General features: G+C 65.5%; 14 protein-coding genes and 1 other RNA gene. 5 read left to right on the top strand and 10 right to left on the bottom strand.

Features of this window, described 5'->3' with window-relative positions:
- Positions 1 to 7 precede the first annotated feature (7 nt).
- Together GGR40_RS12260 and GGR40_RS12255 are read left to right on the top strand one after the other, a co-directional pair.
- Positions 8 to 751 (top strand): 7-carboxy-7-deazaguanine synthase QueE, encoded by a 744-nt coding sequence (locus GGR40_RS12260; RefSeq protein WP_429276508.1) that lies wholly within the window; start codon positions 8 to 10, stop codon positions 749 to 751.
- Positions 748 to 2,187, top strand: coding sequence for an MATE family efflux transporter (locus GGR40_RS12255; RefSeq protein ID WP_429276507.1), 1,440 nt, complete (start codon positions 748 to 750; stop codon positions 2,185 to 2,187). Before GGR40_RS12260 ends, GGR40_RS12255 begins: the two co-directional genes overlap by 4 nt.
- A 9-nt stretch (positions 2,188 to 2,196) precedes the next feature.
- Here GGR40_RS12255 and GGR40_RS12250 read toward each other — a convergent pair whose 3' ends face one another.
- The 6 genes from GGR40_RS12250 to GGR40_RS12225 all read right to left on the bottom strand — a co-directional run bounded on the left by GGR40_RS12250 (position 2,197) and on the right by GGR40_RS12225 (position 8,809).
- Positions 2,197 to 3,804: an ATP-binding protein gene (locus GGR40_RS12250; RefSeq protein WP_429276549.1), complete on the bottom strand. Its 1,608-nt coding sequence runs from the start codon at positions 3,802 to 3,804 to the stop codon at positions 2,197 to 2,199.
- A gap of 143 nt (positions 3,805 to 3,947) precedes the next feature.
- On the bottom strand, positions 3,948 to 4,703 hold the full coding sequence (locus GGR40_RS12245) for a TIGR02186 family protein (protein ID WP_429276506.1): 756 nt from the start codon (positions 4,701 to 4,703) through the stop codon (positions 3,948 to 3,950).
- Positions 4,700 to 5,614 (bottom strand): sulfite exporter TauE/SafE family protein, encoded by a 915-nt coding sequence (locus tag GGR40_RS12240; RefSeq protein WP_429276505.1) that lies wholly within the window; start codon positions 5,612 to 5,614, stop codon positions 4,700 to 4,702. The genes GGR40_RS12245 and GGR40_RS12240 overlap by 4 nt, the downstream gene beginning before the upstream one ends.
- 49 nt (positions 5,615 to 5,663) lie before the next feature.
- A complete protein-coding gene (locus GGR40_RS12235) occupies positions 5,664 to 6,806 on the bottom strand; it encodes a hypothetical protein (RefSeq protein ID WP_429276504.1) in 1,143 nt (380 codons plus the stop codon).
- The gene (locus GGR40_RS12230) at positions 6,803 to 8,221 is read right to left on the bottom strand and encodes a glycosyl transferase family protein (protein ID WP_429276503.1); all 1,419 of its coding nucleotides are present in this window, start codon (positions 8,219 to 8,221) and stop codon (positions 6,803 to 6,805) included. Before GGR40_RS12230 ends, GGR40_RS12235 begins: the two co-directional genes overlap by 4 nt.
- A gap of 156 nt (positions 8,222 to 8,377) precedes the next feature.
- Entirely contained in the window at positions 8,378 to 8,809 is a 432-nt protein-coding gene (locus tag GGR40_RS12225) for a VOC family protein (RefSeq protein WP_429276502.1), read from the bottom strand.
- Between the two features lie 210 nt (positions 8,810 to 9,019).
- Between GGR40_RS12225 and GGR40_RS12220 the strand changes: the two genes are divergently transcribed.
- Entirely contained in the window at positions 9,020 to 9,808 is a 789-nt protein-coding gene (locus GGR40_RS12220) for a metallophosphoesterase (RefSeq protein WP_429276501.1), read from the top strand.
- Positions 9,809 to 9,833: 25 nt separating this feature from the next.
- On the opposite strand, the gene rnpB is transcribed toward GGR40_RS12220, so the two are convergent.
- The 4 genes from rnpB to GGR40_RS12200 form a co-directional block, all read right to left on the bottom strand.
- Positions 9,834 to 10,286, bottom strand: an RNA gene (rnpB, locus tag GGR40_RS12215) — RNase P RNA component class A.
- Positions 10,287 to 10,295: 9 nt separating this feature from the next.
- Positions 10,296 to 11,000: an N-acetylmuramoyl-L-alanine amidase gene (locus tag GGR40_RS12210; protein ID WP_429276500.1), complete on the bottom strand. Its 705-nt coding sequence runs from the start codon at positions 10,998 to 11,000 to the stop codon at positions 10,296 to 10,298.
- A gap of 38 nt (positions 11,001 to 11,038) precedes the next feature.
- The gene (locus tag GGR40_RS12205; protein ID WP_429276499.1) at positions 11,039 to 11,680 is read right to left on the bottom strand and encodes a histidine phosphotransferase family protein; all 642 of its coding nucleotides are present in this window, start codon (positions 11,678 to 11,680) and stop codon (positions 11,039 to 11,041) included.
- Between the two features lie 21 nt (positions 11,681 to 11,701).
- Positions 11,702 to 12,124, bottom strand: coding sequence for a M67 family metallopeptidase (locus tag GGR40_RS12200; RefSeq protein WP_429276498.1), 423 nt, complete (start codon positions 12,122 to 12,124; stop codon positions 11,702 to 11,704).
- An 18-nt stretch (positions 12,125 to 12,142) separates the two neighbouring features.
- On the opposite strand from GGR40_RS12200, the gene GGR40_RS12195 reads away from it, so the two are divergent.
- Positions 12,143 to 13,096 (top strand): RluA family pseudouridine synthase, encoded by a 954-nt coding sequence (locus GGR40_RS12195; protein ID WP_429276497.1) that lies wholly within the window; start codon positions 12,143 to 12,145, stop codon positions 13,094 to 13,096.
- A 90-nt stretch (positions 13,097 to 13,186) separates the two neighbouring features.
- Positions 13,187 to 14,092: an RNA polymerase sigma factor RpoH gene (gene rpoH, locus GGR40_RS12190; protein WP_429276496.1), complete on the top strand. Its 906-nt coding sequence runs from the start codon at positions 13,187 to 13,189 to the stop codon at positions 14,090 to 14,092.
- Position 14,093 lies beyond the last annotated feature (1 nt).

Genomic DNA, 14,093 nt, shown 5'->3' with positions numbered 1-14,093 from the left:
AAAGCTTATGCTCACCCTCGCCACCACCACGCCCGGACAGCCGGAAATCTTCGCCTCGCTGCAGGGCGAAGGCCCGTCCATGGGGCGGCCCAGCACGTTCGTGCGCCTGTCGCGCTGCAATCTGGCGTGCCAGTGGTGCGATACCGCCTACACCTGGCGCTTCACTGGCGACAACCGCTTCCACCGCGACGATCTGGCGTTCGAGCGACGCGAGAATCAGATAACCATGGAAGAAACCGCGCTGGCGCAGGCGGTAGCCGATCTGGTGCCCGACCGGCTCGTCATAACCGGCGGAGAGCCGCTACTGCAGGGCCCGGCGCTGGCCCGCATGGTCGCCGCGCTCGACGTGATGCGTCCGGGCATGCATGTGGAGATCGAGACGAACTCCACCATCGCCCCGCACACTGCCCTCGACGCGCGGGTGGACCAGTACAACGTCAGCCCCAAGCTGGCGCACAGCGGCAACCCCGACAGCCTTGCCCTGCTGCCTGAACGGCTGGCCGCCTGGGCCGCCGAACCGCGCGCCTTCTTCAAGTTCGTGATCGCCAGCCGGGAAGACCTGGATGAAGTCACGGCATTGCAGGAAACCTACGGCATTCCCGGCAACAGGCTGTTCCTGATGCCCGAAGGTCGCTCCAGCGCGGTGATCCGGGAACGGTCAGGCTGGCTGGCGGATTACTGCTCGCGGCATGGGCTGCGGTTCACCGACCGCCTGCACATCCACCTGTGGGGCGACACGAGAGGCACATGAACGAAGGTTCCCCCATCCCGGTCGGAGAAGACCAGGCCAGCGCGGACACCCCGCAGACGGAAGCCCCCGCCCGCCTGGCGATGCGCGGCGACCTGACGCGCGGGCCGATCCTCAAGACGCTGCTGATGTTCTCGATCCCGATGCTGCTGTCGAACGTGCTGCAGACGCTGAACGGATCGATCAACGCGATCTGGGTGGGCCGCCTGCTGGGCGAGAGCGCGCTGGCGGCAACGGCGAATGCCAACATCGTGATGTTCCTGGTCTTCGCCGCCGTGTTCGGCTTCGGCATGGCGACGACGGTGCGGGTGGGCCAGCACTTCGGCGCGCGCAACATCGACGCGGCGCGGCGCACGTTCGGCACCGGCGTCGGATTCTGCCTGCTGATCTCGTTCGCCACGGCCGCGATCGGTTGGTTCGGCGCCGCCGCGCTGCTCGACCTGCTGAGCACGCCGGAAGTAAGCCGTGCCGACGCGCTGGCCTACCTGCGAGTGATCTTCGTCACGCTGCCGCTGGCCACGGTGAACCTGATGGTGTCGATGGGCATGCGCGGCGCCGGCGATTCGAAGACGCCGCTTTATGCGATGATCCTGGCGGTGGTACTGGACATCGTGCTCAACCCCCTGCTGATCATCGGTGTCGGCCCGCTGCCGGCGCTGGGTGTCGCCGGGTCGGCCATCGCCACTGCGCTGGCCAACACCGCGGGGATGCTGCTGCAGGTCTGGGTGATCTACCGCAAGGATCTGCCGCTGCGGCTGCGCGGCCCCGAACTGGCTTATCTGCGCCCGCGCGGGGAAGACTTGCGCTACGTGCTGGTCAAGGGCCTGCCGATGGGTGCGCAGATGCTGATCGTGTCGTCGGCGGGGCTTATCATGGTCGGCCTCGTCAACCGTGAGGGGCTGAACGCGGCGGCGGCCTACGGTGCGTCCCTGCAGCTGTGGAACTATCTGCAGATGCCCGCCTTCGCCATCAGTTCAGCGGTTAGCGCGATGGTGGCCCAGTCACTGGGAGCGGGCGACCATGGCCGCATCGACAAGGTGACGGCGATCGGCATGATCACCAACCTCATCATGTCGAGCGCTCTCGCCGCCCTCATCGTGGGTTTCGACCGTCCGCTGCTGTCGCTGTTCCTGGGCGCGGGCAGCCCGGCGATGCCGATCGCCCAGCATATCCAGCTGATCTGCACGGTTTCGTTCGTGATCGTGTCCATCACGATGATCCTGACGGGAACGATGCGCGCCTATGGAGCGGTGAGCGCGCCGCTGGTGATCCTGTTCCTGGGGCTCTATCCGGGACGCCTGGGCTTCTACGCCCTCGCCCGACCGCTGATCGGCAGCGAGGCGGTATGGTGGGCCTATCCGGTGGGATCGGTGCTGACGGTGGCGATTTCGCTGGGCTATTATCGCTGGGGCAAGTGGCGCAAGAACTTCCGGGGCTAAACGTCCTGCTTACCGCCCCTGCGCCCGCCAGCGCTGGACCGTGCGCAGCACCATTTCCTCCTCGCCGCCGGTTTCGTTCCAAAGCCGTGTAAACGACGGGTCTGCCGAAGCCGGGCGCCGGTTCTCCTCCAGATCGTCGAACGAAACGCGCATCGGTATCGCCACGCCCTCGCCGCAGACGATGCATTCGCGATTGCGCAGCGCCGGAATCGAATCGAGAAACCCGCGCGCGCCTTCAGGCATGGCGGCGCGCACGAAAGCCTGATCGCGTTCGTTGTTGAGGCGCATGGCGATGATCGTGCCGCACTGCGACAGCACGCCCTCCGCCAGGTCGGACGGGCGCTGGGTGATCAGTCCCAGCGAAATACCGTACTTGCGCCCTTCCTTGGCGATGCGCGACAGGATGCGGCCCACCGAAGAGCCATCGGCATTCTTCTCGTTGGGCACGTAGCGGTGCGCTTCCTCGCACACCAGGAGGATGGGCCGGGTCTTCTCCTCGCGCGCCCAGACGGCGAAATCGAACACCATGCGGCTGAGCACGGCCACCACGGTAGAGGTGATCTCGGTCGGCACGCCCGACACGTCGATGATGGAGATCGGCCGCCCGCGCGACGGCAGGCGGAACAGCTTGCAGATGAAGTCCGCCATCACGTCGCCCACCAGCATGCCGGAGAACATGAACTGATAGCGCGGGTCGCCGCGCAGTTCGTCCAGCTTGTTGCGAATGCGCAGGTATGGGGCGCTGCCGTGCCCCTTGTCGAGCTTGCCCATCGCGTTGTTCAGGATATTGCCCAGGTCGGACAGCAGGTAGGGGATCGGCGAATCCACCGTGATCCGCCCCACCTGCTCGGCCAGCCGGTTCTTCGACCGCGCCTCCAGCAGCGCCTTGCCGAGAATCTCAGCGTCCACTTGCCGCTCATCCCCGCGCGACGTCAGCAGGATTTCGCAGTGCTCCTCGAAGTTCATCAGCCAGTAGGGCATCTGCAGGTTCGAGACGTCGAGGATCACGCCCGTGTCGCGGAACGCGGCGGCATATTCGCCGTGCGGATCGACCATGATGACATGGCCTTCGGGCGCATGGTCGCAGATGCGGTGCAGGATCAGCGCCGCGCTGGTCGATTTGCCGGTGCCGGTGGAGCCCAGCAGCGCGAAATGCTTGCCCAGCAGCGCATCGACGTAAAGCCCGGCGCGAATGTCGCGGGTGGGATAGACATGGCCGACCTGAATGGAGGAGCGCCCGTCGCTGGCATAGATCTGCCGCAGATCGTCGCTGGTGCAGGGGTAGACGAACGCGCCCGGCACCGGAAAACGTGTCACGCCACGCCGGAAGCCGTGGATGCGCCCGGTCAGCCGTTCCTCCAGCCCCTCGCCCAGAAAATCGACTTCGGACAGGACGCCGGCGACACGCGCATCCTGTTTCTGGTTGCGCACGTTGGCGAGCAGCCAGTCGTTGCCGACGCGGATCTTGATCTGGCTGCTGACCTGCCCGGACATCGCGACCGACGGATCGCGGTCCTGCGCAATCTCCTTCAGCCGTTCGAGGTCGAAGGCGATCCGGCTGCCCGATCCGCCGATTTCCAGCACGACACCGATCGGCTCCATCCCGTGCAGCGCCATCCGGCCCGTATCGGAGCGGGGGCCGTCGAACGTGTCAGGACCATCGAGATTCATCAGCCTGCCAACCACCGGATATTCTTGCAACCGATCGCAGGCGCTATCAGCAAAGCGGTTAATTTCCGCCTAAGAGCCTCTCCGTGGCTTCAAATCAGCGCGAAAAGGCGCCCCGCCAGCCAGCCCATCGCCACCGAGACGAACACGGCCATCAGGCCATAGGCGAAGCCGTAGTTCTCGGCGTAATTGGCGATCGCCCGTTCCACGCCCAGCTTGCGCACTTCGACCTGGCTGCTGGCAGACGCCACCACACGCCCTTTGGAAATCGCGAAAGTCTCGGCGGTGTAAATCCCGGTCGGCACGCGCGAGGGCAGTTCGATCCGGGCCTGATAGAGCACCTGCTCCTTTACCGTCACCGCGCCTTCCTGCTCGCGGTAGAGACCGGTGCGCCGGTTGAGATCGACCAGCCCTTGCGAAAAGCGCGCCTGTTCTTCCGGGTCGATCGCGCCGATGGGAGACAGCTGCAGCCACTTGAGGCCCAGTTCGTAGATCGCCGCCGTCTTGTCATCGACGATGTCCGCGATGGGGCGGCTGGACGCGATGGCGTAATAGCTGGGCGCGCTGCGCAGTTCGGTGCTGTCGGCGTTGACCCAGATACCTGCCACCTTCTGCTTTTCGCGCAGGACGATGGACTGGGTCGGCCCTTTCAGCACGACGACGATATCGTAGTCCTGCGCCGCGCGCGAACCCTCCGGCGTCAGGATCGCGCCGAACAGCAGCAGCTCGGTGCCGGTGAAGCCCTGCTGCAGATCCACTTCGTGCTGCGACACCTCCGGCACCAGGATGGGGTCGCGCGCGCCTGTCAGCAGAACCAGCGCCAGCAGCCCAGGCAACACCGCCTTCATAACGGTGCCACGGTATAGATTTCGTCCGGGCGATAGCCCAGGCCCAGCGCCATGCGCCCCGCCACCAGCAGCACGATCACCGCCAGCACCAACCGCAGCTTCACCGGGGAAGCCTTCTGCGCGAACTGCGCCCCCACCTGCGCGCCGGATACCGACCCCAGCAACAGCAGCGAAGCCAGCACGATGTCCACCGCGTGGGTGGTCAGCGCGTGCATCATCGTGGTCGCCATCGTCACGAACAGGATCTGGAACAGCGACGTGCCGACCACCACGTTGGCGCTCATGCCCAGGATATACAGCATCGCGGGCACCAGCACGAACCCGCCGCCAATGCCCATCAGCATCGTCAGGACGCCAGTGCCGATCCCCAGCAGGAGCGGCGCGAGCGGCGAGATGTAGAGGCCCGAACGATAGAACCGCCAGCGCATCGGCAGGCTGGCCACCATCGGGTGGTGGCGGCGCTTGCGCGCGGCGATGGGCACGCCGCTGCGCTCCGCCCGGATCGACTGGATGCTTTCGCGCGCCATGAGGCCGCCGATGGACCCCAGCAGCACTACGTAGAGGATGTTGATGACGGTATCGATCTGGCCCAGTCGTTCCAGCAGGTTGAACAGCAGCGATCCAAGCCCGGTGCCGATGATGCCGCCCGCCACCATCACCGCGCCCATCTGGTAATCCACGCCGCCGCGCCGGGTATGGGCGAAGACGCCCGAGACGCTGGCGCCGGTCACTTGGCTGGCGGCTGACGCGGCGGCGACGGTGGGCGGGATGCCGTAGAAGATCATCAACGGCGTGGTCAGGAACCCGCCGCCCACTCCGAACATGCCCGAAAGCACGCCCGTCAGCGCCCCCAACCCGATGATGATCAGGCCGTTGACCGACAGGTTGGCGATGGGAAGGTACACGTCCATTGCACCTTCCTCGCTACCGCAGCGCGGCCCTGTGGAAAAGCGGGGTCGTTCAGAAGCCCGTGGACACCGTAAGCGCTGGCCCCGAATCGGGCACGGCATTGCCCATCAGCCGGAACCGCCAGTCCACCGCCACGCGCATCGCGGCATTGCGCGGCAGCGGCACCGCGATCGTCGCACTCGGCCCGGCATCCAGCCGCGCGGCGCCTTTCTGCGCGCCTCCCCAGATACCTGCGCCCAGCCGCAGGTCGATACCGCGCAGGTTCAGCAGGGCGCGGTCGGCGCGGAACTGGCCATCGATGAAGGGCGTGGCAAAGCGCCCCGCGACGTAGCCTGCCTGCACGTAGCTTTCGCCCCGAATCCCGACGGGGAGAGGGAACGGCGGCAGTTCGGTCACTGCCATCGCCGCGCCCTGAACGCGGCGCTGCCCGGCATATTCCGTAACCCTGCCCTCCACGGCGGCGACCACCGGCAGCCTTGCCAGCGGCCTTGCCGAGAAGCCCAGCGCTGCCGCCGTTTCACGCAGTTGCCCGATCGTGGCGGTGCTGCGCAGGTACAGTGTCGGCCGCCGGGGATCGCGCAGTGACAAGCGATATCGCAACACACCGCCCGCCTGGCTCGCTCCGTAAGATGCGGGCAGCGCCCCGACGGATGAAAGCCCGCCCGCTCCGTCGCGCCGTACCAAGGCCCACGCATCCATCGACCAGCGCCGTGCCCGCGGCGGCGAAGCCGGTGCTCCCGGCGGCAGCGGCGCCGCGCCCGCAACTTCGGGCGCAAAGAAGCGCGGCGGGGGGATGAAGGAAGCGCCGGGCCGTTCGAATTCATCGCGCAGGCGCGGCAGGTTCGTCACACCCGGCCTGCCTTGCGACCAGCCGCCAGCCGGATCGAACGAACCGCGCCGCATGCCCGGTTCCGGGTAATAGTTCGGCCCTCTCACCGGCATGGGCATCGGCATGGTGCCGGGGTAGGGCAGATAGCCGGGCGGCGACTGTTCCGGGGGCGCACCATCGGCGTAGGCTAGTCCAGTCGGAAGCGACTGCCCGCCACTCACCGATGGCGCGATGGCTGCAGAGGCGGTTTGCAACAGCGGTGGCAGCGGCGCCTCCCACGTCGCCACGCGTCCGCCAATCCATCCGCCCAGCACTGCCAGCAGCGCCATCAGCGGATGCCCGCGCGATATTTTCTGCGTGCTCAAAGCGAAGCCGCCTGCATCGAAGCGCGCATCAGCATGGCCGGATGGTCGTGGTGACTGGTCTTCTCCCAGTGCACAGCTTCCCCGGACAAGGTCCGAACGTAAGCGACCAGCGCCCGCCGGCCTGCAAGAATGGCGATGGCGTTGGCAACGATGATCCGCGGCAGCGCGCCCAACCCTTCGACTATCCCGTACTCTCCGGTCGTGAACAGCACACGGAAAGCACAGCGCCATGCAAAGCTGACCACGCACGCCGTCAGCAGGATCGACAGCAGCGGCGAATCGTGCGCGGGCACGTCGATGCCCGTCCATCGCGCCGCCCACAGCAGCGCTTCGAGGACGACCAGAGCATAGGCGCAGGTCAGAACCACCGCCGTAAGCGGGCCGCGCCTGTCACGCAGCGCCATCCACTGATCGACGATGTCGCTGCTCCACCCCAGCCGATCCCAGCCCTGAAACGCGATGCCATGAATCCAGCGCGATTTCTGCCGCACTGAATCGACGAGCCGCGCGGGAAAGTAAGCCCGTGTCGCCACCAGCGCGCCATGATCGTCGCGCAGCCGCAGGAAGCGCGCCTTTCCTCCCTCACGGCGGACCAGCAGGCCGAGTTCGTAGTCCTCTGTAAGGCATTCGGCGGAAAAAGGCCCGCTGCCATGTCCGCGCCGCTGCGCGATGCGCGCCAGCATGTCGCGCGAAAACCCGCAGCCGACGCCCGCCGCCGGGATGGCCGCGCCCAGCGCATCCCGCACCACCAGCGCCTTGGCGTGAGCCTCTGCAAATTCGTCCGCGTAGTGCCCGGCGCTCCAGGGAGAGTCGTGCTGAATTTCGGGACGGACGGGCAATTGCACGAAGTCCGCGCGGTTCAGTGCGGCATCGATCACCGCCAGTTCGGCAGGATGCACCATGTCTTCGGCATCGTGCAGCACGACGGAGCGATAGCGCCGCCCGTACCGGCTTTCATCGCCGCACAGGGCTGCATAGACCCGGTTGAGGCAGTCCGCCTTGGTGGTTGGCCCGGCCTGCTCGCCGATGACGAGTCGGATGCGCGGATCACCGCAAGCCGCCTCCATGGCGGCAGAAACGGTGGCGGAATCGTTACCGTAGCAGCCCAGGTAGAGCGTGAAGTCCTGCTGCGGCCAGGCCGCCAGCGCGTGCCGGATGGTATGGCCGATCACATCCGCTTCCTGCCACGCGGCGATCAGCACGGCAGCGCGGCCAGCCAGCGGAGCAGTTGCCTGTGCCTGCGTCACCCGCCCGGTGCGTGCCCGTCCCGTCAGCTTGAGGCCGATCCAGCACAAGTCTACGGCGAATTCGTCGGCAGCGCCCAAAGCCAGCCAGAAGGCGACGAACAGCAGCAGTTCCTGCTGCAACGGCTGCAGGAACGCCACGATAGACAGCAAAGCATGCGATACCTGCACTCTGGCCCCCGCCCAACAGCAGCAAGGAACCATTCCTCATGGCTCCTTGCGGTTGCAACTTATGTTGGCAAGGCGCCGTCTTCGCAAACGCGAAGACGTGCAGTTTCATAAAGTTAATTCAGACGTAACAAAGACGCAGGCACGCGCTGCTTCCTGTCACCAACTGCCGACGTTCGGCATGCTGACCCAGGGTTCGGCAGGCTCCAGCCTGCCATCCTGGAGCAGTTCGATTGATATGCCGTCCGGTGTGCGCACGAATGCCATGTGGCCGTCGCGCGGGGGGCGGTTGATGGTGACGCCGCCATCCTGCAGGCGCTGGCAGGTTTCGTAAATATCCGCCACCTGAAACGCCAGGTGGCCGAAGTTGCGTCCGCCGGTGTAGGTTTCCGCCGACCCGTCTTCCGCCGGCCAGTTGTGCGTCAGTTCCACCTCGGCGTCTTCCTGACCGGGCGCCGCCAGATAGATCAGGGTGAAACGGCCCTGTTCGCTGGAAAAGCGGCGGGTTTCCTTCAGACCCAGCAACTCGAAGAAGCGGATGGTTTCGTCCGGATCGGTGACGCGGATCATAGTGTGAAGGTAGCGGGTCATGGATGGAGCCTTTTGTCGTTGGGCGATCGATAGAATGCGGCCACCAGATAGGCCCCCGGTCGGGCGGTGCAAGGCACGCAGGCGCACAAAAGCGCGCTGCCCGTTCCGGGCGATCGTTCCGGCAGCGCCCATCCGATCCTCGGGCGCGCCGGTTCGCCGCTGCAACGGGTTGTCCAGCGCGATCAAGGCCCATATACTGCAGCGCAACAAATGCTGAGCACCATACGCAAGATTCTGGGCCGGGCCGAACCACGGCGAGCCCCCTCGATCCCTCCGGGTGAGCGCGTCTACGCCGTGGGTGACATCCACGGTCGGGCAGACCTGTTCGAAGCGCTGATCCGCACCATCGAAAACGATGACGCACGGCGCGGCCTTGCCCGGACCACCGTAGTGCTTCTGGGCGATCTCATCGATCGTGGCGACGACAGTGCCGCCGTGGTCGCGCGGGCGCGGCAGTGGGGACATGAACGGCAGGTCGAATTCATCCAGGGCAACCACGAAGAAATGCTGCTGGTGGCGCGGGAAGACGTCGATTCGCTGAAGGGCTTCCTGAAGTTCGGCGGGCTGGAGACGATCGCCTCCTACGGCATCGACCCTGACACCGCGCGCGATCTGCCGATGGAAGATCTGCAGCGCCGGATGGTCGAGGCAATCCCTCAGGAAGATTTCGACTTCCTCGACGGCTTCAAGAAGATGGTGCGCATCGGCGACTATGCCTTCGTGCATGCCGGGGTCCGCCCGCAAACGCCGCTGGAGCACCAACTGGGCCGCGACTGCCGCTGGATTCGCGAGCCTTTCCTTAGCCATCGCGGCGATTTCGGCGCCTTCGTGGTGCACGGCCACACGATCACCGAGGAACCGGACGTGTGCGACAACCGCATCGGCATCGACACCGGCGCGTTCCTGCACGGCACCCTGACCGCGATCGGGCTTGAAGGTACGGAACGCTGGTTCCTGACCGCCAGCGACGCTGAAAAGGCCTGTAGAGAAGCGGCCTGACGTCGTCGCAGACGATCCCTTTGAATGCGCCGGGGAGCCTGTAAGCCGGGTTCTGTTCCTGGCGTGGTCTCCCAAAAGGAGGGACCTTACGCCGCGGCGGCAGCCATTCCTCTAGGCGAGACATCGCTGCCTCGCTCAAGCGACCAACCCGGGCTGCCTGGGTCCGAAACGAACCCGCCGATCTCCCCCGCTTTCGCGAGACGCCGGCGCGCAGCCCCTATTCGGTCTTGCTCCGGGTGGGGTTTACCAAGCCGCTTGCCGTTACCGGTAGCGCGGTGCGCTCTTACCGCACCCTTTCACCCTTACCTGCTCTTCCGGGGAAGAACATCGGCGGTTTGCTCTCTGTGGCACTGTCCCTAGGCTTCGGACGGTCTGAAAACCGCCCTCGCCCGGCAGGCGTTACCTGCCACCCTTGTTTCGTGGAGCCCGGACTTTCCTCGCGCGTCCAGAGGACGCCCGCGGCTGCCCGGCTCCCCGGCGCGGGGCGTCACCTAGCACGACCGGTATCGCGTTCCAACAGCAGTTCGAACAGTATGCCGCCGATTTCCCCGTCGATCTCACCGTCGATGAACATGGGCCGCCAGCGGCGCTGGAACGCGGTGACGGCGGCGCGGCCATCGGTGATGTCATAGCCGAACCGTTCCAGCGCAAGATAGAACGCGCCGGGGTTGTCGTAGAACAGATTCATCTTCGCGGCGGGAATTTCCAGCGCGAGGCCCAGTTCGCCAAGCCGGTTCCAGTCGAAGTATTCGCCCGGATCCTGCTTGCGCGCAGGTGCGATGTCGGAATGGCCCACTACGTTGGCCCGCGGGATATCGTGACGGTCGACGATGTCGGCCAGGAGCGGCAGCAGCGCATCCATCTGCGGTTCGGGGAACGGGCGATAACCCCATTCGTGGCCGGGATTGACCAGTTCGATGCCGATGCTGGCGGAATTTATGTCCGTTTCCCCGCGCCAGTACGAGCGGCCCGCGTGCCACGCCCGCTTGTCTTCGGGGACGAGCGAGGTGACCACGCCCTCCTCGTCGATCATGTAGTGAGCGGAGACTTCGGCCGCCGGGTCGCACATGCGGTCCAGCGCCTCGCCCGCAGACTTCATGCCGGTGTAGTGCAGCACCACCATGCTGACCGGCAGCTTGCGCTCGTTCCAGTTGGGAGAGGCGACGGTACGATTGACGAGCCAGCGGTTCACCTGCGTCGCGTCTCCATCCCTCTTTCAACCCCGCGTCGTCAGGCCCGGGGCAGCATTGCGCCAAGCACCAGCGCGTCCTCTGCCAGCACGTATTGCAGCTGGCCCTTCAGCTCCACCGCCAGCTGGTGCAGCATGGCGGCAGGCGCGGTGCGGCTGGACAGTTCGCCTTCAGGCAGGGCGCCTTCCAGCGCCGAGCCGACCGAACGGTCGAAAGCGATGCGCGGCCCCGCGGCGCGGACCACCAGTTCGCTGTGATCCTGCAGGTATTCCGCCGCGATTTCCAGCGTTCCACCGCGCGGCAGCGCCTCAAGCCCGATCAGCGCAAAGTTCAGCAGCGTCTTGATCGCGGCCTTGGGCAGCGAATCGCTGGGCAGCGCCCAGGCCAGCGTGATGCGCGGATTGTTCGCTACCAGCGCATCGACGAGCACCTTGGCCTCGCTGACGGCGACCATCTCTCCGAAGCCGCCTGCCGCGCCGAAGGCCAGGCGGAAGAACTTGAGCTTGTCGGTGGAAATGCGCGCGCTCTGGTCGAGCAGTTCGAAGCAGCGCTGGCGCATCTCCGGGTCCTTCTCGTCCGCCAGCAGTTCGAGGCCGTTGGTCAGCGCGCCTACGGGGCTGAGCATGTCATGGCACAGGCGCGAACACAAAAGGCTGGCAAGTTCGATAGAACTCGTGGTCATGGGCTAAGCTGCTTTCCGTACTTAATTCTCGGGCACCCCCTGCGCGACGTTCGGTTCGACGACGCGGCACGGCAGGGCCTCGAATCCATTGGCCTTATCGTGCCAGAATGCAACCTCGCTCTGGGCGATGATCGCCCAGATGCGCGAATCCCCGGTGGAATGTTCCTGGTCCGTGGCAGACGGCACGCAAGGGCCCACCGGGTGCGAGTGATAATAGCCGATCAGGCGCGGTCCCCCCGCCCGCTCTGCCTTATGCGCGGCCAGCAGGGCCACGGGGTCGATCTCGAAATGGATGCGGCGATCCGTGGCGATATTGGCAGCAGGGCGCGCCTGCGTGATCGTCCCGCCATGCCCCAGCAGCAGGCCGCAGCACTCCTCCGGAGCGGCCCGGCGCGCTTCTTCGTGCAATTGTGCCAGCACGTCCCTTGTCACTTCCACGATCATCCCCAAATCGTACCGGCAATGGGGGCGATTACAAACATCACAGACGGCATCATCGCGGGCGAAGTCGCCAGCGGGGGCCGGATCGACAAGGCGCTGGCCGAAGCCAGCGGGTTGTCGCGCGAACGCATCAAGGCGCTGATGGGCGAAGGGCGGGTGTCGCTGGCCGGAAAACCCGTGGCACAGGCCTCGCTCAAGGTGGAAGCGGGAACGCCCTTTGCCATTGACGTCCCCGAAGCCGTGCCCGCAGAAGCCGTGGCTCAGGACATCCCGCTTGTCGTCATTTACGAGGACGAGCATCTCATCATCGTCGACAAGCCTGCGGGCCTCGTCGTCCATCCGGCGGCGGGCAATCTGGACGGAACGCTGGTGAACGCCCTGCTCCATCACTGTCGGGGCCAGCTTTCCGGCATCGGCGGCGTGGCGCGGCCGGGCATCGTCCACCGTATCGACAAGGACACATCGGGCCTGCTGGTCGTCGCCAAGACCGACAAGGCGCACGAAGGCCTTGCCGTCCAGTTCGCCGACCACTCGATCGAACGCGCCTATCATGCCATCACCGGTGGCCGACCAAATCCGGCGGCAGGCACCGTGCGCGGCTCTATCGCCCGCTCGGTCCACGATCGCAAGAAGATGGCGCTGGTGGAAGACGGGCGCGGCAAGCATGCCGTCACCCATTTCCGCACCCTGGAACCCTTACGTGGCGCCACGCTGGTGGAGTGCCGGCTGGAGACCGGGCGCACCCATCAGGTGCGCGTTCACATGGCGTCAATCGGTCATGCGCTATTGGGAGATCCTGTTTATGGGCGAACTCCTTCTCCGCTTCGGCCGATCCTTCAGCGACTCGGCTTCTGCCGACAAGCGTTACACGCTGCGGAACTCGGTTTCGTTCACCCCGTTTCAGGGGAAAGGGTCCATTTCGCCAGTCCACTGCCCGACGATATGCGGACATTGATCGACGAACTGCGACACTGAAATCGCTTTTATATGCTAACGTATGAAGGTGGACACAAGCTAGGACGCCTATGAAGGGTCATAGACCGTGTACCGACCTAGAAAGGACGGATGATCGTGAGCAATAATCGAAACCTGCCGAGTGTCCCGGCCCTGGGCGGCGAGCAAAGCCTCAACCGTTACCTGTCGGAGATCCGCAAGTTCCCGATCCTGGCTCCTGAGCAGGAATACATGCTGGCAAAGCGCTATTCGGAACATCAGGATCCGGAAGCTGCAGCGCAGCTGGTCACCAGCCACCTGCGCCTGGTGTCGAAGATCGCCATGGGCTACCGCGGCTACGGCCTGCCCGTGTCCGAGCTGATTTCCGAAGGGAACATCGGCCTGATGCAGGGCGTCAAGAAGTTCGAGCCCGAACGCGGCTTCCGCCTCGCCACGTACGCGATGTGGTGGATCAAGGCTTCGATCCAGGAGTACATCCTGCGGTCGTGGAGCCTTGTGAAGATGGGCACGACGGCTGCGCAAAAGAAGCTGTTCTTCAACCTGCGCCGCATGAAGAAGAACCTCGACGCCTACGAGGACACTGACCTGCACCCCGAGGACGTCGCCAAGATCGCGACCACGCTGGGCGTTTCCGAGCAGGAAGTGGTCAACATGAACCGGCGCATGATGATGGGCGGCGATGCCTCGCTGAACGTCAGCCTGCGTGAAGAAGGCGAAGGCCAGTGGATGGACATCCTGCAGGATGACCGCCCGCTTCAAGACGAGACCGTCGCGGATGCAGAGGAAGCCTCTGTCCGCCACGACATGCTGGTCGAAGCCATGGGTTCGCTGAACGAGCGTGAGCGCGACATCTTGACGGAACGCCGCCTGACCGACGATCCCAAGACGCTTGAGGAACTGAGCCAGGTCTACTCCGTCAGCCGCGAGCGCGTGCGCCAGATCGAAGTGCGCGCCTTCGAAAAGCTGCAGAAGGCGATGAACCGCATCGCCGGTGAAAAGCGCCTGATCCCGGCCTGAT

The sequence above is a fragment of the Novosphingobium gossypii genome (assembly GCF_050433305.1).
Classification (GTDB): Bacteria; Pseudomonadota; Alphaproteobacteria; order Sphingomonadales; family Sphingomonadaceae; genus Novosphingobium; species Novosphingobium gossypii.
Note: the sequence above shows the minus strand (reverse complement) of the source record. Positions and strands in the feature narration are given on the sequence as shown.